Annotated in this window: 21 protein-coding genes; 10 read left to right on the top strand and 11 right to left on the bottom strand. The window is 46.2% G+C overall.

The features are described from left to right. The first annotated feature begins 134 nt into the window (after positions 1-134). Entirely contained in the window at positions 135-1880 is a 1746-nt protein-coding gene (locus ACHFJ9_RS22005) for a potassium/proton antiporter (RefSeq protein WP_005397543.1), read from the top strand. 2 nt (positions 1881-1882) lie between these two features. Here the strand turns inward: ACHFJ9_RS22005 and ACHFJ9_RS22000 are convergent, their stop codons facing one another. The 4 genes from ACHFJ9_RS22000 to aspA all read right to left on the bottom strand — a co-directional run bounded on the left by ACHFJ9_RS22000 (position 1883) and on the right by aspA (position 7614). Then, entirely contained in the window at positions 1883-2512 is a 630-nt protein-coding gene (locus ACHFJ9_RS22000) for a response regulator (protein ID WP_005397542.1), read from the bottom strand. 194 nt (positions 2513-2706) lie between these two features. After that, positions 2707-4518 carry a protein-disulfide reductase DsbD gene (locus tag ACHFJ9_RS21995; protein WP_395356304.1) on the bottom strand — a complete coding sequence of 604 codons (1812 nt, stop codon included), beginning with the start codon at positions 4516-4518 and terminating at the stop codon, positions 2707-2709. Between the two features lie 161 nt (positions 4519-4679). Continuing rightward, positions 4680-5987, bottom strand: coding sequence for an anaerobic C4-dicarboxylate transporter (locus ACHFJ9_RS21990; RefSeq protein WP_065646964.1), 1308 nt, complete (start codon positions 5985-5987; stop codon positions 4680-4682). 175 nt (positions 5988-6162) lie between these two features. Further along, positions 6163-7614: an aspartate ammonia-lyase gene (gene aspA, locus ACHFJ9_RS21985; RefSeq protein WP_005397540.1), complete on the bottom strand. Its 1452-nt coding sequence runs from the start codon at positions 7612-7614 to the stop codon at positions 6163-6165. 430 nt (positions 7615-8044) lie between these two features. Between aspA and ACHFJ9_RS21980 the strand changes: the two genes are divergently transcribed. After that, positions 8045-8563, top strand: coding sequence for an FxsA family protein (locus ACHFJ9_RS21980; protein ID WP_053807754.1), 519 nt, complete (start codon positions 8045-8047; stop codon positions 8561-8563). 69 nt (positions 8564-8632) lie between these two features. On the opposite strand, the gene trmL is transcribed toward ACHFJ9_RS21980, so the two are convergent. The 4 genes from trmL to ACHFJ9_RS21960 all read right to left on the bottom strand — a co-directional run bounded on the left by trmL (position 8633) and on the right by ACHFJ9_RS21960 (position 12117). Beyond that, positions 8633-9112, bottom strand: coding sequence for a tRNA (uridine(34)/cytosine(34)/5-carboxymethylaminomethyluridine(34)-2'-O)-methyltransferase TrmL (gene trmL / locus ACHFJ9_RS21975; protein ID WP_005382381.1), 480 nt, complete (start codon positions 9110-9112; stop codon positions 8633-8635). Between the two features lie 136 nt (positions 9113-9248). Beyond that, the gene (locus tag ACHFJ9_RS21970) at positions 9249-9857 is read right to left on the bottom strand and encodes a superoxide dismutase (RefSeq protein WP_005397537.1); all 609 of its coding nucleotides are present in this window, start codon (positions 9855-9857) and stop codon (positions 9249-9251) included. A gap of 176 nt (positions 9858-10033) precedes the next feature. Continuing rightward, the gene (gene cpxA, locus ACHFJ9_RS21965) at positions 10034-11428 is read right to left on the bottom strand and encodes an envelope stress sensor histidine kinase CpxA (protein ID WP_047010255.1); all 1395 of its coding nucleotides are present in this window, start codon (positions 11426-11428) and stop codon (positions 10034-10036) included. Next, positions 11428-12117: a response regulator gene (locus ACHFJ9_RS21960; RefSeq protein ID WP_005397534.1), complete on the bottom strand. Its 690-nt coding sequence runs from the start codon at positions 12115-12117 to the stop codon at positions 11428-11430. The genes cpxA and ACHFJ9_RS21960 overlap by 1 nt, the downstream gene beginning before the upstream one ends. 190 nt (positions 12118-12307) lie before the next feature. On the opposite strand from ACHFJ9_RS21960, the gene ACHFJ9_RS21955 reads away from it, so the two are divergent. From ACHFJ9_RS21955 to pfkA, 3 genes are all read left to right on the top strand, one after another. Then, positions 12308-12820, top strand: coding sequence for a CpxP family protein (locus ACHFJ9_RS21955; RefSeq protein WP_005397532.1), 513 nt, complete (start codon positions 12308-12310; stop codon positions 12818-12820). 111 nt (positions 12821-12931) lie between these two features. Next, on the top strand, positions 12932-13840 hold the full coding sequence (gene fieF, locus ACHFJ9_RS21950) for a CDF family cation-efflux transporter FieF (protein WP_005397530.1): 909 nt from the start codon (positions 12932-12934) through the stop codon (positions 13838-13840). Positions 13841-14124: 284 nt separating this feature from the next. Then, the gene (pfkA, locus tag ACHFJ9_RS21945) at positions 14125-15087 is read left to right on the top strand and encodes a 6-phosphofructokinase (RefSeq protein WP_005397529.1); all 963 of its coding nucleotides are present in this window, start codon (positions 14125-14127) and stop codon (positions 15085-15087) included. 94 nt (positions 15088-15181) lie between these two features. Here the strand turns inward: pfkA and ACHFJ9_RS21940 are convergent, their stop codons facing one another. Beyond that, complete coding sequence (locus ACHFJ9_RS21940; RefSeq protein WP_395356298.1) at positions 15182-16564, bottom strand: MATE family efflux transporter; 1383 nt, start codon at positions 16562-16564, stop codon at positions 15182-15184. Between the two features lie 240 nt (positions 16565-16804). On the opposite strand from ACHFJ9_RS21940, the gene ACHFJ9_RS21935 reads away from it, so the two are divergent. The 3 genes from ACHFJ9_RS21935 (at position 16805) to ACHFJ9_RS21925 (ending at position 19699) form a co-directional block, all read left to right on the top strand. Beyond that, the gene (locus tag ACHFJ9_RS21935) at positions 16805-17095 is read left to right on the top strand and encodes a co-chaperone GroES (RefSeq protein ID WP_005381516.1); all 291 of its coding nucleotides are present in this window, start codon (positions 16805-16807) and stop codon (positions 17093-17095) included. Positions 17096-17172: 77 nt separating this feature from the next. Then, a complete protein-coding gene (gene groL / locus ACHFJ9_RS21930) occupies positions 17173-18819 on the top strand; it encodes a chaperonin GroEL (RefSeq protein ID WP_005381509.1) in 1647 nt (548 codons plus the stop codon). Between the two features lie 316 nt (positions 18820-19135). Further along, on the top strand, positions 19136-19699 hold the full coding sequence (locus ACHFJ9_RS21925) for a VC2662 family protein (RefSeq protein WP_005395435.1): 564 nt from the start codon (positions 19136-19138) through the stop codon (positions 19697-19699). Positions 19700-19799: 100 nt separating this feature from the next. Here ACHFJ9_RS21925 and ACHFJ9_RS21920 read toward each other — a convergent pair whose 3' ends face one another. Further along, positions 19800-20297, bottom strand: a complete 498-nt coding sequence (locus tag ACHFJ9_RS21920; RefSeq protein ID WP_005395427.1) for an MgtC/SapB family protein — start codon at positions 20295-20297, stop codon at positions 19800-19802. A 95-nt stretch (positions 20298-20392) separates the two neighbouring features. Beyond that, on the bottom strand, positions 20393-21415 hold the full coding sequence (gene epmB, locus ACHFJ9_RS21915) for an EF-P beta-lysylation protein EpmB (protein ID WP_395356294.1): 1023 nt from the start codon (positions 21413-21415) through the stop codon (positions 20393-20395). A gap of 32 nt (positions 21416-21447) precedes the next feature. Here epmB and efp point away from each other — a divergent pair, with 32 nt between their 5' ends. Beyond that, entirely contained in the window at positions 21448-22014 is a 567-nt protein-coding gene (gene efp / locus ACHFJ9_RS21910; RefSeq protein ID WP_005395425.1) for an elongation factor P, read from the top strand. 265 nt (positions 22015-22279) lie between these two features. Then, entirely contained in the window at positions 22280-23683 is a 1404-nt protein-coding gene (locus tag ACHFJ9_RS21905; RefSeq protein ID WP_005395423.1) for an SPFH domain-containing protein, read from the top strand. Positions 23684-23722: the final 39 nt, after the last annotated feature.

Below are 23722 nucleotides of genomic sequence, written 5' to 3'. Positions count from 1 at the left end.
TATAACTGAGTCATTCTCGTACAACCTCGCGCTTTGGGACGGTTTAAGGAGGAGGCAGATTAAGGCATTAACTTATTAACGAAGTCGCCTTAGCTCATCACAAGCATATCGTTTTTCATTAAGGGAGGGTGAGAATGGACGCAGACACCATTAACAGTTTTTTTCTTATAGGTGCGTTGTTAATCGCACTTAGCGTTCTTTTAAGCCCAGTTTCCTCTAAGTTGGGAATCCCAATTCTTTTGGTATTTTTAGCCGTTGGAATGCTGGCGGGGGAAGACGGTTTAGGCGGTATTTTATTTGATAATTTTTCGATCGCTTACTTGGTCAGTAACCTCGCATTAGCCATCATTTTGCTTGATGGTGGTATGAGAACACGGGTTGCCAGCTTTAGGGTGGCGTTATGGCCTTCGGTGTCTTTAGCAACGTTTGGGGTTGCAATCACCACTATTTTGACCGGGCTGATGGCAACGTGGTTATTCGACTTAGACTTGCTGCAAGGTATATTAGTTGGTGCGATTGTCGGCTCCACTGATGCCGCCGCGGTTTTTTCTCTACTCAAAGGTCGTAGTCTTAACGAACGTGTTGGCTCAACGCTGGAAATTGAATCTGGCACCAATGACCCTATGGCGGTGTTTCTGACTGTTACTCTGATTGCTATTTTAGCGAACCCAGATGCAGATTTGAGTGTGGGCTTTTTGGCGCTCAGTTTTCTTAAGCAGTTTGGTATTGGTGCTTTACTCGGTTTTGCTGGTGGCTGGATTTTGTGGAAGGTCATCAATCGTAATCAACTGCCGGATGGCTTATATTCGATTTTAACCGTCAGTGGTGGCTTGCTGATTTTCGCTTTATCTAATGCATTAGGTGGCAGCGGTATTCTGTCAATTTATCTGGTTGGTTTACTGTTAGGTAATCGTCCAACACGTAGCCGCCATTCCATTCTTCATGTTCTAGATGGCATGACGTGGCTAGCTCAAATCGGTATGTTCCTCGTGCTTGGTTTATTGGTTACGCCTTCCAACTTGCTTTCTATTGCGTTGCCTGGTTTGGCGTTGGCCTTTGGGATGATTTTATTTGCCCGTCCAATCTCGGTTTGGATCGGTTTACTGCCATTCAAGAGTTTCACACCACGTGAAAAGTGGTTTGTTTCTTGGGTGGGCTTGCGCGGTGCTGTCCCAATCATTCTCGCGGTATTTCCAATGATGGCAGGATTGCCAGATGCGCAGTTGTACTTCAATTTGGCGTTTTTCGTGGTAATGGTCTCTTTGATTGTGCAAGGTGGTACATTGACTAAAGCGATGTCTCTGGCGAAGGTAGAGCTGCCTTCTAAACCTGAGCCAATTTCACGAACTGGTGTGGAGATTTACCCAACTAGTGAGTGGGAACTGTTTATCTATAAGCTTAAAGCGGATAAATGGTGTATTGGTGAACCATTGCGTAGTCTTTCGATGCCGGATGGAACGCGCATCGCCGCAGTATTTCGCAATAAAGCGTTATTGCATCCGTCAGGTAGTACGCGCCTCGAAGAAGACGATACCTTGTGTGTGTTGGCGCAAGAAAAGGATTTGGATGCTCTGAGCTTGCTATTTAGTGAAGCGCCTGAGAAAGCGTCATTGGCACGATTCTTTGGTGATTTCTTCCTAGATATTGAAGTGAACCTTGCCGATATTGCGATGATGTATGGCCTGAACTTGGGCGATGAGTCACTCGATAAAAGCTTAAGAAACCTTGTAGAAGAACAACTGGGGACTACACCAGTGTTAGGGGACCAATTCGAGTGGCAAGGCTTGCAATGGATCATTGCCGATGTCGTTGACCAACAAGTCACCAAAGTGGGTATCCGTTTGCCAAGCGAGCAAAGCCTGCTCGCTGACGAGGAGTGAACCTAGTCGTTCATCTCCGTTAGCATGATGACGGCTTGTGTGCGGTTTTTTACGCCGAGCTTGCGGAAAATCGCCGTCATATGCGCTTTGATGGTGGCTTCTGAAACATTCAATTCGTAGGCGATTTGTTTGTTCAGTAAGCCATCTGACAACATCCCCAACACCTTATATTGCTGTGGCGTTAGCGCGGCAATCTTCTCCGCTAAGTCATTACATGCCGCGTTATTGGTGATCAGCCCTTCAGGAAAATACGGGTCGCCATTGAGCACTTGATTGAGCGCATTCACCAATTCGCGCATATCGCTCGATTTAGGAATAAAACCAAACGCACCATGGCTTTTCACTTGTGTCACGATCGCTGGCTCTTCACTAGCCGAGACGACGACGATTGGTAAGTCTGGGTGTTCTGCTCGCAAGTGAATCAAGCCAGACATACCATTTGCTCCTGGCATTTTGAGATCCAATAGCACCAAATCTGGCTCTTCTTCTCGCTCTAACAAAGCCAGCAGTGCGTCGAGTGAGTCCGCTTCCAGCAAATTTGCCCCACTGATTGCCATGTGGATAGATTGAAACAAGGCATTACGGAAGAGTGGGTGATCGTCTGCAATGATGATGGTGTAGGTCGAATCCATGACGTTAAACACTTTTGACTATTTCGTTAAATTTATTATTGTCCAGCTTTGAGAGAGTGGACAATATTTATTCGCTAAAAGTCTGAACCAAATCGACTTTTATTAGGAAAATTGCATATAAGCGCAATTTTCTCATTCAAATCTGGGTAATAAAAAACGCCAGTGGTCATCACTGGCGTTTGAATATCTGATGATCAGAATTGTTGGATGTGCTCTAAGAAAGGCTCGGCTTGCATAAAACCGGTTAAACGCGCGTTTGAAACGTGTTCGCCATTCGCATCCCAGAACTCGATGGTTGGCAAGCCAAGTACGTTCATGTGTTTGAGTAACTCAATATCTTGCACTTGGTTCTTGGTTACATCAGCTTGCAGAAGAACAAAGTCTTTTAGCTTGGCTTCGACGCTTGGATCATGGAAGGTGTACTTCTCAAACTCTTTACACGCCACACACCAATCGGCGTAGAAGTCGAGCATCACAGGTTTGCCAGCTGCTTTGGCTAGCGCTAGTTGTTCTTCCAACTCTGCAACATTGGCAATGCGTGTAAAGCTTACGGAAGTTTGTTGAGCTTGCGTTGCGTTATTACCAAACCAGTAATTTAATACTGGCTGTGCTGACGCGAGCAAACCCAATACGGCGATGATGCCAACGGCGCTTTGTTTCCAGCCACCAAACTCCAAGCTGTTTTTCACATGATACAGCCAACCAAAGGCAGCGATGCCCAGTGTTGACCACAGAATTGTTGACCACATTTCTGGCATGATGCGTTCCAATAAGAAGATAGGCGCAGCAAGCAGAATAAAGCCGAACAGCGTTTTCACGCGGTCCATCCAACCGCCGGCTTTTGGTAGCAACTTGTTGCCAAATACCGCTACAAGGATCAACGGAATACCCATGCCCATCGCCAGCGCGTAAAGGGCGACCCCACCAGTGAGTAAGTCGCCACTTTGTGCGACGTAAAGCAGCGCACCAGAGAGTGGGGCGGTAGTACACGGAGAACAAACCAAGCCAGATATTGCCCCCATTGCAAACACGCCAGCACTGCTACCACCTTGCTGCTTGTTACTTAAGTTATTCAGCCACGTTTGCACGCTGCTTGGTAACTGCAATGAATACAGACCAAACATCGACATAGCTAATGCGATGAACAGTACACTCAAACCAATCAGCACATACGGATGTTGCATCGCCGCTTGGAACTGCATACCCGCAGACGCCACTACAAGGCCGAGCAGTGTGTAAGTTAGCGCCATGCCTTGTACGTAAACAAAGGACAAACCAAGCGCACGACGTTGGCTCAGTTTGCCACTGCCAAGCACGATGCTGGTGAGAATGGGATACATCGGCAGCACACAAGGGGTAAATGCTAGACCCACACCAAGTGCCAAAAACAACAACGGCGTCCACCACTTGTCGGCTAGATTCGCGGCTAAGCTATCTTGCTCACTGACTGGTACTGAAGTGGAGGTTGGTTTTGTTGCTGGCTGTGCTTGTTCTGTCGCCGGTGCCTTGGCAGTCGGTGCTACGGTGTCGGAATTGGATGAAGAAAACGCGCTGATTGGAATCTCACGTGTTTCTGGTGGATAGCAGAAGCCCGCTTTCGCACAGCCTTGATATTGCACAATGACACGTGCGCCCTCTTGCCAATTACTCAGTGGGATATTGACAAATAGTGGTGTGGTATAGATATGCACATCACCAAAGAACTCATCTTTATGTGGCGTGCCGTTTTCCATTTGCAGTTCGCCCAGTGAGATGTTCTCACCAGACACAGATAAACGCTCTTGATACAGGTAATAACCATCGCGTACCTGCCAATCGAGCATCAATTTGTCGTCTTGCTGGTAGAAATTAAACGGAAACGCCTGATCGACCGGAACAAAGCTGTCGCTGCTGCTACCAAAACTGTTGTTCTGGCTATTGGTAAACTGGTCTTTGCCAAATAAAGCTAAAGACGGAGTGGAAAAGGTAATGAGCCCTAAGAGTAAAACGGAAAGTAATGCGCGCATAAAAGAGTCAATTCATCTTAGATAATTGCCGTTAGTGTAACTCAATCAGACCCGGAGGCGAGTCAATAAGTTTCATGAAAATGAAGATTTATTGAGCATAAATCAAGACAACAGGCAATAAAAAAGGGAGCCGAAGCTCCCCGAGTAAGACTCTGTTTCTACTAGATCAGTAGACCACCGAATGCGAAGCCAAGTGCTACCGCAGAAGCAATGGTTACCACACCAGGTACAAAGAATGGGTGGTTGAATACGTACTTACCGATACGCGTTGAACCCGTGTCGTCCATCTCAACCGCCGCAAGTAGCGTTGGGTAAGTTGGCAGTACGAATAGCGCACTTACTGCTGCGAAAGACGCAACGGCGGTTAGTGGTGCTACACCGATAGCAAGTGCTGCTGGCATTAGCGCAACCGTGGTTGCACCTTGAGAGTAAAGCAGCATAGACGCGAAGAATAGAACAAGTGCTAGCATCCATGGGTAGTCTGCTAGTAGCGCACCAGCCACTTCTTTGATGCCGTCAACGTGCGCGTTAACGAACGTAGAACCTAGCCATGCCACACCAAGAACACACACACACGCTGTCATACCAGAGCGGAATGTTGCTGCTGCTGGGATTTTGCCAGCGTCGATTTTACAGCTCATTACGATAGCTGCCGCGGCTGCTAGCATTACCGTCATAATTGCTTCGTTACGGCCAAGTGCAGGGTTCTCGATTAGGCCTACTGAACCAGAGATAGCCGCTGCGTAGCACACAACAAAGGCGATCGCGCCTAGGAAGATGAAGGTTGCTTTTTTCGCTGTTGGCAGGATTTCGCGTTTTGCTTCTGTGTTGAGTTTGATTAGGCCTTTTTCTAGACGCTCTTGGTATTCAGAATCGTCTTTTAGCTCACAGCCCATGAAGTTCGCAACGAACGCACCGATCATACAAGCGATGAACGTGGTTGGGATACAGATTGCTAATAGTGTTAGGTAGTCAACGCCGAATGGATGCAGCATTGCCGCGAACGCCACTACTGCCGCTGAGATTGGTGATGCGGTGATAGCGATTTGTGATGCCACGACCGCGATAGACAGTGGACGAGAAGGACGCACGCCTTGGCCCTTCGCTACTTCTGCAATCACTGGCAAAGTAGAGAATGCTGTGTGGCCGGTACCAGCCATCAGCGTCATTAGGTAAGTTACGATAGGCGCATAAAAGGTGATGCGCTCAGGGTGCTTGCGCAAAAAGTTTTCAGCAACTTGCACCATCCAGTCTAAACCACCTGCCACTTGCATTGCTGCGATAGCCGTGATGACAGACATGATGATCAAAATTACGTCAACTGGAATGTAAGCTTGGCTTGTTGGCACGCCTAAGATCAAAGACAACGCAATGACCCCAGCACCACCAGCAAAACCAATGCCGATACCGCCGATTCTAGCCCCCAAATAGATGAAGAGCAGAACCACGAAGAGTTCGACCATGACCATATTGATACCTCTTTAGTTTTTTATTGATTCTGATTTTTTGAACACTCAGGAACAGGAGTAAATGCTCAGAGAATTAGAACCCAGTGGCCTAATGGCAATAAAAGCATATAAAAAATGTGGTTAACCGTATGAGAGCCTAAAAAAGGGGCCTGAGTGGCCCCCTTCGAATTAGTTATTACTCGTAGCGTTTCGCTTTGTAAGTTGGATGCATGAAGTTTTCTACTGACAAGATTTCATCAAGCTCTTCTGCGGTTAGCAGACCGCGCTCTAGCACAACTTCGCGAACACTCTTACCGGTTTCCGCACAAATCTTACCTACGATGTCACCTTCGTGGTGGCCGATGTATGGGTTTAGGTAAGTGACGATACCGATTGAGTTGTAAACGTAGTTTTCACAAGTCTCTTTATTGACTGTGATGCCGTCGATACATTTATCACGTAGGTTCACACACGCATTGTGTAGTAGAGAGATAGACTCAAACATGCTTTGTGCGATAACTGGTTCCATTACGTTTAGCTGTAGCTGACCGCCTTCTGCTGCGAAAGAAACCGTGTTGTCGTTACCTAGAACTTTGAAGCAAACTTGGTTTACTACTTCTGGGATAACTGGGTTTACTTTTGCTGGCATGATTGAAGAACCTGCTTGCATTTCAGGTAGGTTCAATTCATTTAGACCAGCGCGTGGGCCAGAAGAAAGTAGACGAAGGTCGTTACAGATCTTCGATAGTTTCACCGCTAGACGTTTTAGTGCACTGTGCGTCATTACGTATGCGCCACAGTCAGAAGTCGCTTCGATAAGGTCTTCTGCCGCTACAACGTCAAGGCCTGTTACTTCCGCTAGGTGTTTTACTGCAAGGGCTTGGTAGCCAGTCGGTGTATTTAGACCTGTACCGATTGCGGTTGCGCCTAGGTTGATTTCTAGGAGTAGTTTAGAGGTGTAATCTAGAGCACGAATCTCTTCGTTTAGTGTTACTGCCCAAGCGTGGAACTCTTGACCTACAGTCATTGGTACCGCGTCTTGTAGCTGAGTACGACCCATTTTCAGTACATCTTTAAACTCAATTGCTTTAAGTTCGAATGCGCCTTTTAGGTACTCAATTGCTTCCATTAGTTTGTGTACGCTGTTGTAAACCGCGATACGGAAACCCGTTGGGTACGCACAGTTGGTTGATTGGCTCTTGTTTACGTGGTCATTTGGGTTAACAAATTCGTATTGACCTTTCTCTTTACCCATTAGCTCAAGCGCAACGTTTGCGATCACTTCGTTCGTGTTCATGTTCACGGAAGTGCCCGCACCACCTTGGAATACGTCTGATGGGAACTGATCCATGCACTTGCCAGTTTCTAGGATCAAATCACACGCTTCGATGATGTAGTTTGCAACGTCTTTTGGAATCGCACCAAGTTCTTTGTTTGCCAACGCCGCTGCTTTTTTGGTCATTACCATACCGCGTACAAATTCTGGTACGTCAGAGATGGTCATATTAGAGATGTTGAAGTTCTCGATCGCACGTAGCGTATGAATACCGTAGTACGCATCTGCAGGGACATGACGTTGACCTAATAGATCTTCTTCAATACGAGTGGCTGGGTTTGCTGTTTTTGGAGCATCAGATAGGGTAGCCATAGCAGGATCCTTAGATGATAATTCTGATAATAAAGTTATTTATTAGCCATTTCTGCAATCTAGAATCCATTCATCAGAATTTTTGGCTGGAAAATCCGTCCTGACTTATGTGGCACATGATACTGCACCTAGCGCATAAAAATAGTAACTAGATCACCTTTTTCGTTTTTCATGAGTCAATAATTTGCAAAGTATGAACGGGTTATTAATAACCCTTTATGGGTACTCGATTTTCCTCGACAAACATGGGTTTTTAGAGTTCGAAATTAGCACTTTAAAAGCACGAAAAAATCGGTATGCAATTGAATGAAACACTCCACTACCACTTTTTCTGAGTAGGAAGAGACCAGTATGAACACGCTTTTTTACAACGATTCGTTTGAGCTTAGTCCGCTTTTACCATTACACTGAATTAAACAAAGGAGGGCGTGTGTTTCCTATCTTATTATTGGCGTTTATTTTTGTCCCGATCATTGAAATCGGCTTATTTATTCAGGTGGGCGGCTTTTTAGGTTTGTGGCCGACTATCGCATTAGTATTAATCACGGCATTTGTCGGTGCATCGTTGGTGCGCAGCCAAGGCATCCAAACTCTGATGTCGGTGCAGGGGCGTCTGGAACAAGGTGAAATTCCAGCCCAGCAAATTTTTGAAGGCGTAATGCTAGCGGTGGCTGGCGTGCTGCTGTTAACACCGGGCTTTATGACCGATGCTCTTGGTATGCTGGTGTTGCTTCCTGCGCCACGCGCCGCGATTGCCAAATACTTGATGAGTAAAATGGTGGTGAAAACCATGCATGGTGGTGGCTTCCAAGGTGGTTTCTCTAACCAAGGGCCATTTGAGCAAGACCCGTTCCGCCGTGACCCATTTAATTCCCAGTCAGACGATGGCAATACCTTTGAAGGGGAATACGAGCGTAAAGACGATGATGATCGCAACAAGCTCAACTGATTGAGTCAGAGAGTAAAGAAAACAAAAGGGCGCACGAGCGCCCTTTTTTGTGTTTGGAATTCGTGGGGCTTACAACGCGCCTTCAAATCCCATTTGACGCCATGCTTCAAAAGCAATGATCGCAACGGCGTTCGAAAGGTTTAGGCTACGCGCATCTGGCATCATTGGAATGCGGATACGCTGCTCCATTGGCAAGCTATCGATGATTTCAGCAGGCAAGCCACGAGTTTCTGGACCAAACATCAATACGTCGCCTGCTTGGTATTGCGCATCAACGTGGTGACCTGTGGTTTTGGTGGTGCAGGCAAACAATCGGTAGTTGCCTTGCTTCTCTTTCTCTAAATATTCTAAGAATGCTTGATAGTTCTTATGACGCGTTACGCGAGCTAAATCATGGTAATCCAAACCAGCGCGGCGAACTTTCTTCTCTTCAAGATCGAAACCTAGAGGTTCAATTAAGTGAAGGTTTGCACCGCAGTTGGCACAAAGTCGAATGATGTTGCCGGTGTTCGGCGCGATTTCTGGTTCGTATAAAGCGATATCAAACATGGTATTGAAATAGAGTTGGTCAAAGAGAAGGGCAGTATATACCCAAGTCACCGAGAGATGCGAGATTCAGCAAGATTGACCTGGGTATGAAAGCAGGCATTAGCGCGGACGCTAATACCGTAACTATCGATGCTCTTTATAATAGAGCGTGAGCGTAATTTTCTTCAACCGCTCGCCAATTAACGACGTTCCACCATGCATCAATGTATTCTGGGCGACGGTTTTGGTAGCTGATGTAATACGCGTGCTCCCACACGTCAAGAGCGAGAATTGGCTCGCCGCGTACATCCACTACGTCCATCAGAGGGTTATCTTGATTGCTGGTGGACGTAATGTGAATCTCACCATCTTTTACGATCAGCCATGCAAAGCCAGACCCAAAGGTATTAATCGCGGCTTGGGCAAACGCTTCTTTAAATTGCGCAAAGCTACCAAATTTATCGTTAATTGCCTGAGCAAGTGCGCCTTGAGGCTCACCGCCACCGTTTGGTGACATGCAATTCCAATAAATGATGTGGTTGTAGTAGCCGCCGCCATTATTACGCACTGCAGGGCTGAGCTTAGAGATATTGTCAAAGATCTCGTCTAATGACTGAGTTTCGAGCTCGCTCCCTTCAACGGCACTTACGAACTTATCGAAATAAGTCTTGTGATGTTTGCTGTAATGCACTTCCATGGTTTTCGCGTCGATGTACGGCTCTAGTGAATCGTACGGGTAAGGCAGAGCGGGAAATGTATGTGACATAGTAAATCCTCCTTAATTGGAAAATTCACTTTAATGCTAACGATAATTATTATCAACTTTGATCTTTGTAAGGGTATTCGAAGGCGTTCCCACCCAATTTCTAAAGTGAAGATGAAGCCGTGAATCTCTCACTCTAAAAATAGGGTGTGGCTTACTGTTAGCTCATCGGCTTGAAGTTAACGATTGATAGGTAAGGTGATACTCATGCGCAATCCGCCTAACGGACTTCGACTGGCGACGATCGTTCCACTGTGCTGGCGGATGGCACTTTCGGTAATGGTTAGGCCGAGACCCGTGCCGCCGGAGTGGCGATCGCGGGCAGTCGAAACGCGATAAAACGGGCGAAAAATCGCGGCTAATTCTTCTTCTGGAACGCCCTCGCCATTGTCATCAACCGTGATATGCAGCGTATCATCATCGGCCTTGATGTCGATTTGTACCTCATCTTTCCCGTAATAAATGGCGTTACGAACGATGTTTTCCACCGCACTCATCAGCAATTTAGGATTGCCGGAGATACTTCGTTTTGGCAGTTCAGAATAGTGTAGGTGCTTGCCCATTTGCTCAGCTTCAAACTGCGCATCTTTAATGATCTCTTCCCACAAACTTTCCAGTGGCTGCGTTTCGCGAGTCATATGGCTGTTCGCCTGCATGCGAGACAGTTCAAGCAATTCGCTGATCATCTGTTCCAGGCGCTGCGCTTCGGTATCGATACGAGTCAGTTCTGGGCTTTCACCCTGCTTACGCGTCGCTAATGCGCTCGCCATACGTAGGCGAGTTAAAGGTGAGCGTAACTCGTGAGAGATGTCGGATAGCAGGCGTTGTTGTCCTGAAATCATCTGATTGACCGCCTCGACCATCTGGTTGAAGCTGCTGCCAGCCTGACGAAACTCTGCCGTGCCTTTTTCTAAATTTGGGTCTGTGACAAATTCGCCTTTCGCGACACGTTGAGCGGCGGCTTCAAGACGGCGCGCTGGCTGACTTAGTGCCCAGGCAAGCCATAACAACAGTGGTGTACTAACCAGCATGACCGCGAGCAATAGCTGGAATGGGTGATCAAACAGACGCAAGAGTAGTGGTGGTGGCTCATTCCACTTGAAGCCCACATACATCAAGATATCGGAGCCAGCCAAAGTAATTGGGATTGGACCTGCAATCATGTATCGACCATACAGTTTCTGCTTTGGCTGGTTGTAATCTTCGATACTGGTGACAAAGTTTTGCATGGCACGCAATTGGAAGTTACTGCGTTTTTCTGTCGTAAGAACATTACCGCTGTAGTCAGAAAAAAATACGCGCGGACGAGGGTCATGCTTACCGTGACGGTTACCCTCGATACGAAATAGTATTCGTCCTAAATCAGTTTGCTGGCTGTATTTTTGTTGGATTGCGTCACGCGTTTCTACCATACGTTTATAGTGCTCTTCTGGAATGTCGCGAGCTTTGCGAGGGTCCAAATGTGGCAGTGATAGCACGGCTATCAACACCAATAACATAGTGAACCAAAAAATGGCAAAGATGCGTCCATACAAGCTATTGATGTTTGGCAGTTTGATGCGTGATAGGCGCATTAATCCTCCTCAAGCAGCATATAGCCACGACCACGCAGGGTTTTGATGCGCGGCTTGCCATTGCTCTGATCTGGTAATTTTTTACGTAAGTTCGAAACATGCATATCGATCGCGCGATCAAAAGCGGCGAGTCGTTTACCAAGCACATCTAAGCTCAATGTTTCTTTAGTTAGCACTTGTCCTGGGTTTTGCACAAAGTGGGTCAACAGAGCAAACTCGGTTGCTGTGAGATCGAGCAACTGTTGATCGCAGTATGCTTCTTGTTTACCTGGGTAAAGACGGAGCTCTTGATACTCAATGCAATCGCTGTTTTTGGTGTTTTTCTGTGTGCTGCTGGTACGGCGTAAGATCGCACGAATACGTGCTAACAGTTCACGGTCGCTAAAAGGTTTCGGTAAATAATCATCCGCGCCTAGCTCTAAACCGATCACGCGGTCAATTTCTTCCCCTTTAGCGGTCAGCATCAAGACAGGAGTTTCCCAGTTTTCACGCAAGCGTTTAAGGGTTTCCATGCCATTTAGCTTCGGCATCATGACATCCAACAAAATCAAATCAATCTTATCATTGACCGCAGCTAAGCCTGCTTCGCCATCATTTGCTTCGCTGACGTCAAATCCTTCGAAACTGAGTACTTCTTTTAATAAGCTGGTTAGCTCGATATCGTCATCAATTAAAAGAATGTTTGCCATGGGGGCACCTATAGTAAGTTACCGATAGCTTAATATTACATTGGAATGATGTGCTGCGAAGAGGGTAAAAATCACTCTTTACGATTCTTTACGCTCCCTATACGTCGCTTTACCTAGTGGGTCGTATTCTATACTCAAGCGCTGTGAGAACAGCTCAGAAGAATCACTCACCTGTGTAAGGAATCAAATTATGAAATCTGCAAAAAAACTTGTGTTAGCTGCTGTTGTTCTACCTCTTACTCTCGGCGCAGCAAGCGCATTCGCTTACGGTGGTAAAAACCATCATCAAGGCCCGCGTGATGAATGTGGCATGGGAATGGACCGTGGCATTATGCGTGATTTGAATTTGACGGATGCTCAAAAAGATCAGCTTAAGTCTTTCCGTGAAGCAAACCGCGCACAGATGAAAGGCAAATATTCTGAAAATCGCGAAGCTCGTATGGCTGAGCGACAAGCACACCATGCAAAAATGCAGTCACTCTTACTAGCGGATAGTTTTGATGAAGCACAAGCGACCGCATTAGCAAAAGAAATGGTTGAACGTCAAACTGAGCACCGTGTGCAAATGCTAGAAAGAAAGCACCAAATGCTGAGCGTATTAACGCCAGAACAAAAAGCAGAGTTTGTGAAGTTGCAAAATGAACGCATGCAAGAGTGCGGCGATAGAATGCATAAGCGCATGGAAAAATACCGCAATAATTAAGTCATGAATTGATGTTATATAAAGAGGCAGCCATTGGTTGCCTCTTTTTGATCTGGTTATTTCATGGGCATTCAATATACTCAACGTATGGTTTGAGTTAACTCTTTGATTATGAAACAGCAATATGCACGTTTAGTGACGACCGCAGCTTGGACTGCAACTATTGTGGCGACTCTTCTCTTGATTGTAAAAGTCATCACGTGGTGGGTAACCGGCTCAGTTAGCCTATTGGCATCACTGATCGACTCAATGTTGGATATCGCCGCGTCGGTGGTAAATCTCGTTGTTGTCCGTTATGCCTTACAACCAGCAGACCGCGAACATACGTTTGGGCATGGTAAAGCTGAGTCTCTAGCGGCCTTGGCTCAGGCGATGTTTATTTCGGGGTCGGCGGTATTTTTGATCCTGAACGGGATTGACCGATTTTTCCGTCCACACGCACTGCATGCGCCGGAGCTCGGTGTTTATGTATCGCTGTTTGCGATTGTGGTCACACTTGGCTTGGTGATGTTCCAAAAACATGTGGTACGCGTGACAGGGAGTCAAGCAATCGCGGCGGATTCTCTGCATTATCAGACTGATTTGTATATGAACGCTGCGATCATGGTGGCTCTGGGACTCAGCTACTTTGGCGTGACGCAAGCGGATGCGGTGTTTGCGATTGGCATTGGTGTCTTCATTCTTTACAGCGCCTTCAAAATGGTCAGCGAAGCGATTCAGACGTTATTAGACCGAAAGCTGCCGGATTCCGAATTGGAGCAAATCCGCAATGAATGTTTGAATGTGAAAGGGGTTCTTGGGGTTCATCAACTGCGCACCCGTATGTCAGGACCGACACGCTTTATTCAGTTGCACTTGGAGCTAGACGATAACTTACGTTTAATCGAAGCGCACTATATTGCCGATAAAGTTGAAGAAAACCTTTTAGCTTTGTTTCCTGATGCGGATGTTTTGATCCATCAAGATCCATTGTCTGTCGTTTTTGGGCCAGAGAAAGAGCAAAAAGCGCAAGATTGGTAGGGCTCGAAAAATCCATAAGTGCCTGACGACAAACAGGCACTTATTGACTATCTTTCCATCAATACTTATTAAGATTCGTGATCCTGATGTGAATCAACAAAGTTTCATAGAGAAACTGTAATACTCTTACATAAGTAGAAAAGTTACATAAAAAAGTGCGTTTTCATTGGTAATCCTGTAGAGGAAATGTAACATAACGCACAGTTCTGGATTATGCAGGTTGCTTGGTAACAAGGGGCCTAAAAGAAAATTAAATAATTGATTGCCAAAGATCGAGGGTGAGCATGATTAAGAAGATCGGTGTTTTAACAAGTGGCGGTGACGCACCTGGTATGAACGCGGCGATACGCGGCGTAGTACGTACAGCACTATCCGAGGGATTGGAAGTATTCGGTGTGTACGACGGCTACCTAGGCCTATACGAAGGCCGCATCGAGAAGCTAGATCGTTCTAGCGTTTCAGATGTGATCAACAAAGGTGGTACGTTCCTAGGTTCTGCACGTTTCCCTGAATTCAAAGAAGTGGAAGTGCGTGAAAAAGCGATTGAGAACCTGAAAAAACATGGTATCGATGCGCTAGTCGTGATCGGTGGTGACGGTTCGTACATGGGTGCGAAGAAACTGACTGAAATGGGTTACCCATGTATCGGTCTTCCAGGCACAATCGATAACGATATCGCTGGTACTGACTACACAGTGGGCTACCTAAGTGCACTAAACACAGTTATCGATGCAATCGACCGTCTACGTGATACTTCTTCATCTCACCAACGTATTTCAATTGTAGAAATCATGGGTCGTCACTGTGGTGACCTAACTCTGATGTCTGCAATCGCGGGTGGTTGTGAGTACATCATCACTCCAGAAACTGGTCTAGACAAAGACAAGCTGATCAGCAACATCCAAGACGGCATTGCAAAAGGTAAGAAACACGCAATCATCGCGTTGACTGAGCTAATGATGGATGCTAATGAACTAGCACGTGACATCGAAGCGGCGACAGGTCGTGAAACTCGTGCAACAGTACTTGGTCACATCCAACGTGGTGGTCGTCCAACGGCATTTGACCGTGTTCTAGCATCTCGCATGGGTAACTACGCTGTTCACCTATTGATCGAAGGTCATGGTGGTCGTTGTGTCGGTATCGTGAAAGAGCAACTTGTTCACCACGACATCATCGACGCGATCGAAAACATGAAGCGTCCAGTACGCAACGATCTATACAAAGTTGCTGAAGAACTGTTCTAAGCAAGTTTGAAATAGATAAAGAAAAACCGCGGCTTTCCGCGGTTTTTTTGTATTTGAGTATCAGCCAAAGGAAGCTGAGGGATCGGACAGAATCTTACGAAGCGCCGCTCTGTTCAATGAGCGTCAATTTACGTTCGCGCAGTGCAAACATATAGCCCAGTAGGCCACCTAACGTATTCCCCACAGCGATACCTATAAACAAGCCTTCAATACTGTAAATCTGGCTTCCGATCCATGCTGATGGCAGGGTAAACACGAACAGACGCATAAAGCTCCATTGGAATGCTCGTAATGGTTTGTGCATCGCATTCAAACCACTGATTAACATCATCACAATGCCTTGAAAACCATAACTGAACGGCACCACAAGCAGGTAATGCCACAGCAGATTTTTTACCGCTTCTTCCTGCGAGAACAATGCCGCTAGAGGAATACTCAATGGCACCATCATCAAGAAGATAAACCCTTGGAACACCACCGCAAAACGCATGCTGATAAATAAGCCGGAAAAGGCGCGTTGAGGGTTTTTCGCCCCTAAGTTTTGTGCCATGAATGGCGTGAGTGCTGAGGTCAGAGACATCAAGACTAGGATCAAAATAGACTCAATACGCTGCGCCGCACCGTAAGCCGCAACTGCTGCCGTACCGTGGTTGGATAACAGCATCATCAGAATGGCACCTGACAATGGATTCATCGCGTTCGACAGTGCGGCAGGAGTGCCGATTTTTAAAGTTTGCTGCCAATCTTGTTTCAGCAAGGACCATTGGGGTTGAGCGAGCAACTTTTCGCGTTTAACTAGCACATAGAATGAGCCACATAGTGCACCTAACCAGCTAAAAGCACTGGCTATTGCTGCCCCTTGGATGCCAAGCTCGGGGCATGGGCCAAGTCCGAAGATCAGTAGTGGATCGAGCATGCCGTTAATCAAGCCCGCCAACATCATGATTTTGGCAGGTGTTTTTGTATCCCCAGATGCTCGTATCGCGCTATTGCCCGCCATTGGGATCACCAACAATGGAATGGTGAGATACCACACCTGCATGTACTCTTCGATGAGTGGAATTAGGTCGTCGGCTGCGCCAAGAAAGCGGAACAGTGGTGCAATAGTGGCAAAGCCAATCGAAGAGGCGATAGCCACGAGTAACACCGCTAACAACAAACCGTGAGTGGTAAACCGAGCGGCTTGTGGGGCGTGACCTTGTCCAAGTAAGCGACCAATATTGGTCGATAGACCCATCCCTATTCCCATCGTGATGCAGTTAACCGCAAAGGTTACAGGGAAGGTATAGCTGATCGCCGCTAGTGCTTGAGTACCAAGCAACGAGATAAAAAACGTGTCCACCAAGTTAAACATCAAAATCGCGATCATGCCCATGGTCATGGGGACGGTCATTTTCCGCAGCGTTTCAGGAATGGGTGCGGTCAACAAACCATGCTTATCGGTCGCTTGGGGTTCCAGCTTGTTATTTTCCTGCATGTATGACAACTATGTGGTGAGCAAACTGCAAGGATACAAGAAAGCGAGATGCTGGGCGAGTGAGCATTTCGAACGCAAACCGTTGCTTAGTTGTTCGTTATTTTAACTAAGTCACAAAAATTTTGTGCCACCCCCTTGGGATCGCTGCTTCGACCCCTTATATAGGGATCACGTGTCTGGGGCTACAGTCCCTAAGGACAATTATCAAATAAACATGGATATTTTCAGGAGAGACGACCGATGAACATTCGTCCATTACATGACCGAGTTATCGTTGAACGTAAAGAAGTTGAATCTAAGTCTGCTGGTGGCATCGTTCTGACTGGTTCTGCTGCAGAAAAATCAACTCGCGGTGTTGTTCTAGCTGTGGGTAAAGGCCGCATCCTAGAAAACGGCACAGTACTGCCGCTGGACGTTAAAGTTGGTGATACTGTTATCTTCGCTGAAGGTTACGGTACAAAAACTGAAAAAATCGACGGTAAAGAAGTGCTTGTCATGTCTGAAAACGACATCATGGCGATCGTTGAATAATAGCAATCATTGAGTAATTTTTTACTCAGATTCAATTACGAAATTACACACAAAGAATTTTAGAAAGGAAATCAAAGATGGCTGCTAAAGACGTTAAATTTGGTAATGACGCACGAGTTAAAATGCTAGAAGGTGTAAACGTTCTGGCTGACGCAGTAAAAGTAACACTGGGTCCTAAAGGGCGTAATGTCGTTCTAGACAAATCTTTTGGTGCACCGACTATCACGAAAGATGGTGTATCAGTAGCGCGTGAAATTGAACTGGAAGATAAATTCCAGAACATGGGCGCACAAATGGTTAAAGAAGTTGCGTCTAAAGCAAACGACGCGGCAGGTGACGGTACAACAACAGCAACAGTACTAGCACAATCTATCGTAAACGAAGGTCTAAAAGCAGTCGCAGCGGGTATGAACCCAATGGACCTTAAGCGTGGTATCGACAAAGCAGTAGCTGCAGCAGTAGAGCAACTAAAAGAGCTTTCTGTTGAATGTAACGACACGAAAGCGATCGCACAGGTTGGTACTATCTCTGCAAACTCAGACGCAAGCGTAGGTAACATCATTGCTGAAGCAATGGAGCGTGTGGGCCGTGATGGCGTTATCACTGTTGAAGAAGGTCAGGCGCTACAAGATGAGCTAGACGTAGTAGAAGGTATGCAGTTCGACCGCGGTTACCTATCTCCTTACTTCATCAACAACCAAGAGTCAGGCAGTGTTGATCTAGAAAACCCATTCATCTTGCTAGTTGATAAGAAGATCTCAAACATTCGTGAACTTCTTCCAACGCTAGAAGCTGTAGCGAAAGCGTCTCGTCCACTGCTTATCATCGCAGAAGATGTAGAAGGCGAAGCGCTAGCAACATTGGTTGTCAACAACATGCGTGGCATCGTGAAAGTTGCAGCAGTGAAAGCACCTGGCTTCGGTGACCGTCGTAAAGCAATGCTACAAGACATCGCGATCCTAACTGGCGGTACTGTGATTTCTGAAGAAATCGGTCTAGAGCTTGAAAAAGTAGCACTAGAAGATCTAGGTCAAGCGAAGCGTGTTTCTATCACGAAAGAAAACACGACTATCATCGATGGTATCGGTGAAGAAGAGATGATCTCTGGTCGCGTAGCTCAAATTCGTCAACAAATCGAAGACGCAACTTCAGACTACGACAAAGAGAAACTACAAGAGCGCGTAGCGAAACTGGCTGGCGGTGTTGCAGTAATCAAAGTTGGTGCAGCAACTGAAGTTGAAATGAAAGAGAAGAAAGACCGTGTAGAAGATGCGCTAGCCGCGACTCGTGCAGCGGTTGAAGAAGGTGTTGTTGCTGGTGGTGGTGTTGCACTTATCCGCGCGGCATCTAAGATTGCTCACCTAACGGGTGACAACGAAGAGCAAAACGTTGGTATCCGCGTTGCACTACGTGCAATGGAAGCGCCAATCCGTCAAATCACGAAGAACGCAGGTGAGGAAGACTCAGTGGTTGCGAACAACGTGAAAGCGGGTGAAGGCTCTTACGGTTACAACGCGGCAACAGGCGAATACGGCGACATGCTAGAAATGGGTATCCTAGACCCAACGAAAGTAACTCGTTCTGCGCTACAGTTCGCAGCATCGGTTGCGGGTCTGATGATCACGACTGAAGCAATGGTTACTGACCTACCGCAAAAAGACGCACCAGCGATGCCTGACATGGGCGGCATGGGTGGCATGGGCGGTATGGGTGGCATGATGTAAGCCTGCTTATCTCTTTGCTCTAAGGGAATCCTTATAGCGGAAAGATAACCGACCAAACCTTTAAAAGTCGAGGCATTTGCCTCGACTTTTTTATGTGCGTTATCCGAGAAATATAGCATTCTGATGTGGCTTCGATTGTGAGAGGCGAGTTCAAGAAATGTCAGTGGAAAAACATGAAAATAGAAGCGATAAAATTTTTTCTTTTGAGTCAGATGGTTAAATCTGACCTACCGCTAACACTTTTTGAACGTGGATAGCGCAAAATCTGAACATTACACTATGTTGTAAATTGTTGCTTCCCATCATGGAGATGAAAATGAAAAAGCTTATGACGTCATTGGCGGTTGCAGCCGCTATCGCATCACCAGTTGCTCTTGCTGACAGTACACCTGTGATGTTCTCTACTATCGACAACACAAACGCACCTTCTAACTCGTCGGTTGGTGGTGTTCGTTTAGCCGTGTTGCATGGACAGGTGAATGAGGTTAAAGGTGTCGACTTTTCACTGCTTGGTATGTCAGAAACGGATCGTACGACAGGTGTGAACTTCGGTCTGTTTTTTGGTGCAGCAAAGGTAAACCAAGAAATGAAAGGTGCGTCTTTAGGCTTAGTTAACTGGAACCAAGGTCAGACGACGGGTGTTAACTTGGGTGCTGTCAACATTACGAACAATGTAAAAGGCTTGAACTGGAGCGCGGTGAACTATTCTGAAGGCTACACCATGGCGGATGTGGGCTTAGCGAGTATCTCTAAAAAGTCTAATTTCCAGTTTGGTTTCTTCAACATGACCGATCAAATTGATGGCGTACAAATTGGTCTTTTGAACTGTGCGGATAACGGTTTCTTCAAGTGTTTCCCACTCATCAACTTCGCTAAATAATCCCTGAGCAAGTCAGAATCTTTAGATACCGAAAGCCCTCGATATTCGTCGAGGGCTTTTTAATTACTGATGGGGTGAAGCGAGTTTATCGGCGCGTTAACTATTTAATTAAGCGGGATGAGGTTTTGCGTTGTTGAATTCTTTGGTGAACCCCTCGGCGCAATGCTTTGATGTGGTTTTCTGCTTTATCCACGCCCAGTAACACCGTTAAAGCCAGTAGGGTAATGACCACCGACTGCGTTAAATAACCCAAACCGATCATCAACCCTAATCCTGCCAGTACCCAAATAACCGCTGCGGATGTTACGCCGTGGATTTTTCCATCGAGTGTCATCATCACGCCTGCGCCCAAGAAGCCGACGCCAGTAATAATCTGACCAAGCACGCGTGCTTGATCGAGCGTATTTGGCGATAACGATACTGCCATCGACATAAACAGGTAAGTGCCTGAAATAATAAGAATTGCCGTGCGAATGCCAACAGGTTTACCACGAGTTTGGCGTTCGATACCGATCATTAGCCCATTAATGGCACAGCATAGTAGGGCAGGCCAGCTGAATGGGCCAAGATCGAAAATTTGTTCGAGTGCTGTATGCATCTTGACCTCCAAAAGAGCGGAGTATGCATAGACTTACCGTGCAAAGCGAACAAAAAGGAACGGTCGTGACGACAAATTTAATTGAGCGTCAGGACCTATTCTAAATGCAAATCCAACGGCGTTTTACTTGGCCTGCCACCAATTTCTCGTGTGAGTTTTGGTACCAGATAACCCGATACACGTGTGATGAGTCCGCGCATAATGGCTTTTGCTTCTTCGTCCGAAATAAAGTAGTGCGCCGCGCCTTGCACCTTATCAAGAACGTGGAGGTAATAAGGCAAGATACCCGCGTCAAATAAGGCTTCACTTAACGCCACTTGAGCTTCTACCGAATCATTCACGCCTTTCAGCAGAACGCCTTGGTTTAGAAGCGTAACGCCTGCTCTTTTGAGCTTGAACATCTGTTCAGCAAATTCGTCATTGATTTCGTTGGCATGGTTGATGTGAGTCACGAGGATGATTTGCAACCTTGATGCTTGCAGCAGTTGGCATAGTTCATCAGTGACTCGAGCGGGAATCACCACAGGTAAACGGCTATGAATACGCAGACGTTTGATGTGAGGTATGTGAGCAATGTGCTCTAAAAGCCAATGAATTTCATCGTCTTTTGCCATTAATGGATCACCACCTGAGAAGATGACTTCGTTCAACTCTGGTTGCTGCGCCATGTACTCTAAGCACTTTGTCCATGCCTGCTTGCCGCTTTTATTTTCTTGATATGGGAAGTGACGACGAAAACAGTAACGGCAATTTACCGCGCAGCCACCTTTGACGATCATTAAGGCGCGGTTGCGATACTTGTGTAGCAGACCAGGGACTTCATTATCCTGCTCTTCTAACGGATCGTTGGAATAGCCCAGATGTACTTCAAATTCATCACTTAATGGTAAAACCTGACGTAAAAGAGGGTCTTTAGGGTTGCCTTTCTCCATCCTATCGACAAAACTTTGCGGTACACGCTGTGCAAACAGCTTGCGCGCGGCAAACCCGTCTTGCCACGGTGAAGGATCAATTTCCAGTATTTCGAGCAATTTTGCAGGATCAGAGATCCCATTCGCCAACTGTTTGAGCCAGTTTTGCTCAACAGATTCGACTTTTCGGGTTATTATGTGCGGCATTGAATTTAGCTCTAAGAATGTAAGAGGAAAAAATGGCTACAGTTAGCACCAATGAATTTAAAGGCGGTCTTAAGTTAATGCTTGATAACGAGCCTTGTGTAATTCTGGAAAACGAATACGTTAAACCAGGTAAAGGCCAAGCGTTCAACCGCGTTAAAATTCGTAAACTTCTTTCTGGTAAAGTGCTAGAGAAAACATTCAAGTCTGGTGACACTTGTGAAGTGGCAGACGTAATGGATATCGACCTAGATTATCTATATTCAGACGGCGAATTCTACCACTTTATGAACAGTGAAACGTTTGAACAGATCGCAGCAGACGCAAAAGCGGTAGGTGACAACGCTAAGTGGTTGGTAGAAAACAACACTTGTATGATCACACTTTGGAACGGTAACCCAATTACTGTTACTCCACCAAACTTCGTTGAGCTAGAAGTGGTAGACACAGATCCAGGCCTGAAAGGTGATACTCAAGGTACTGGTGGTAAACCAGCTACGCTATCAACTGGCGCTGTTGTTCGTGTTCCTCTGTTCATCTCAATTGGTGAAGTGATTCGCGTTGATACTCGTACGGCTGAATACGTAGGCCGTGTGAAGTAAGTACTTTAGATTGATTGTTTGAAAGGTCGCTTCGGCGGCCTTTTTTATTGCCTGTAATTCTCTCTTGAATGTTCCTGCATAGAAAATCGATATCCTCCGCAAATTTTCGATGATTTTGTATTATTCGTAAAAATCTTATTTATTTCATGAATCTGTCGATTATTCCTTAATGTAACATTTTGATACATTAGTTCTTGTTGTTGAGTTGCATAGCAATCTGATTTTTATCGATTTAACTCAGTAACAATCCAAAAAGGAGAACAAAATGGAAAGCAGAGGCTTAGGAAGGGGTTTAAAGGTGGAAGAAAGACGTCAGTTACTACACAAAGGATTGAAAGCTGCGGTGTTTGGCGTACCGCTGTTGGCAATAGGCTTAACGATTAATAGCTCTGTGCTGATGACCGATGCAGGTTACAGCTACGTGCATCAGAACAATATCACTGGTGAGTTGGATGTATTTACTGAACCTGGCATTCATTTTCGTATGCCATTTCTGTCCAAAATCACCAAGTATGACCAAGTGATCACCGTGTCATTCGGTAATAGCAAGGGCGAAGATTTTTATCAACGTCTTGATGCGATTCAGGTTCGGTTTGCCGACACCTACATTGGTCAGATCCCCGTAACATTCCGCTTTAAGCTCAGTAATGACCCTGAAGCGGTGAAGAAGATGCACAAAGAGTTCCGTAACAACAGTAACTTGATTGATGCGCTGCTTGTAAAGAACGCACGTAACGTGACGGTGATTACTGCTACCCAATACACGGGTGAAGAGTTTTTCCAAGGTGGTTTGAACCAGTTCAAATCGAAACTTGGCGATCAGTTGCGAGAGGGGATTTATCTAACAGAGCGACGTCAGGTTGAAGTGGAAGAGTTGGATCTTGCGCCTGTTGGGGCGAATCAGGCCAATGCGAACCAACTACAGCGCACCAATCAACTGGTTTGGAAAACGGTGCCAGTTGTAGATAAAACCGGGCAACCAATTCGTCAAGACAACCCGTTACAACAATACGGCATTCAAGTGACGCAGGTGACCATTGGTGATCCACAGCCAGAAAAGCAATTGGATCAGCTATTGGCGGATAAAAAGCGTTTAGTGGCGGATCGTATTCGTGCGATTCAGGAACAAGAAACGTCGAAAGCACAGGCTGAGACCGAGCAGTTACGTAAAGAGATTCAACGAACACGTGAAGTGCAAGACGCTCAGCGTGGTAAAGAACTCGCTATTATTGCTCAGCAAAAAGAAGTGGAAGTTGCACGTCAGATTGCAGAGCGTGAAATCGTTGAAGTGGAAAAAACCAAACGACTTGCTGAAGTCGAGAAGGAGAAAGAGCTAGCTATCGCAGAGGCTAACTTAGCCATTCAAAAGGCGAACGCACTTTCTGCTGAGTTTGAAGCGAAAGCGATATTAGCGAAAGGTCGTGCAGAATCTGAGGTCCTAAAAGCGAAGTACTCGGCGTTAGGGGCAAACCGTGAAGTTTATTTGGCAGAGTTGAATCGAGACGTAGCGAACTCGTTGTACAACAACTTGCAAAACTTCCAAGTTCAGATGCCACAAAACTACATTGGTGGTAGCGAAGAAACGGGCTTGAAAACAAACCTAGATGTGATTACTGGCTTTGGTGCCCTGGGTCTTATGGACCAAACGAAGAAGGTCATACAGCAATAAGATCATGGGTGGTCAAAAGCTTAAAAAGCAAAAAGATCA

Origin of the sequence: Vibrio sp. D3 (genome assembly GCF_043995865.1) — a bacterium.
Lineage (GTDB): Bacteria > Pseudomonadota > Gammaproteobacteria > Enterobacterales > Vibrionaceae > Vibrio > Vibrio diabolicus.
Note: the sequence above shows the minus strand (reverse complement) of the source record. Positions and strands in the feature narration are given on the sequence as shown.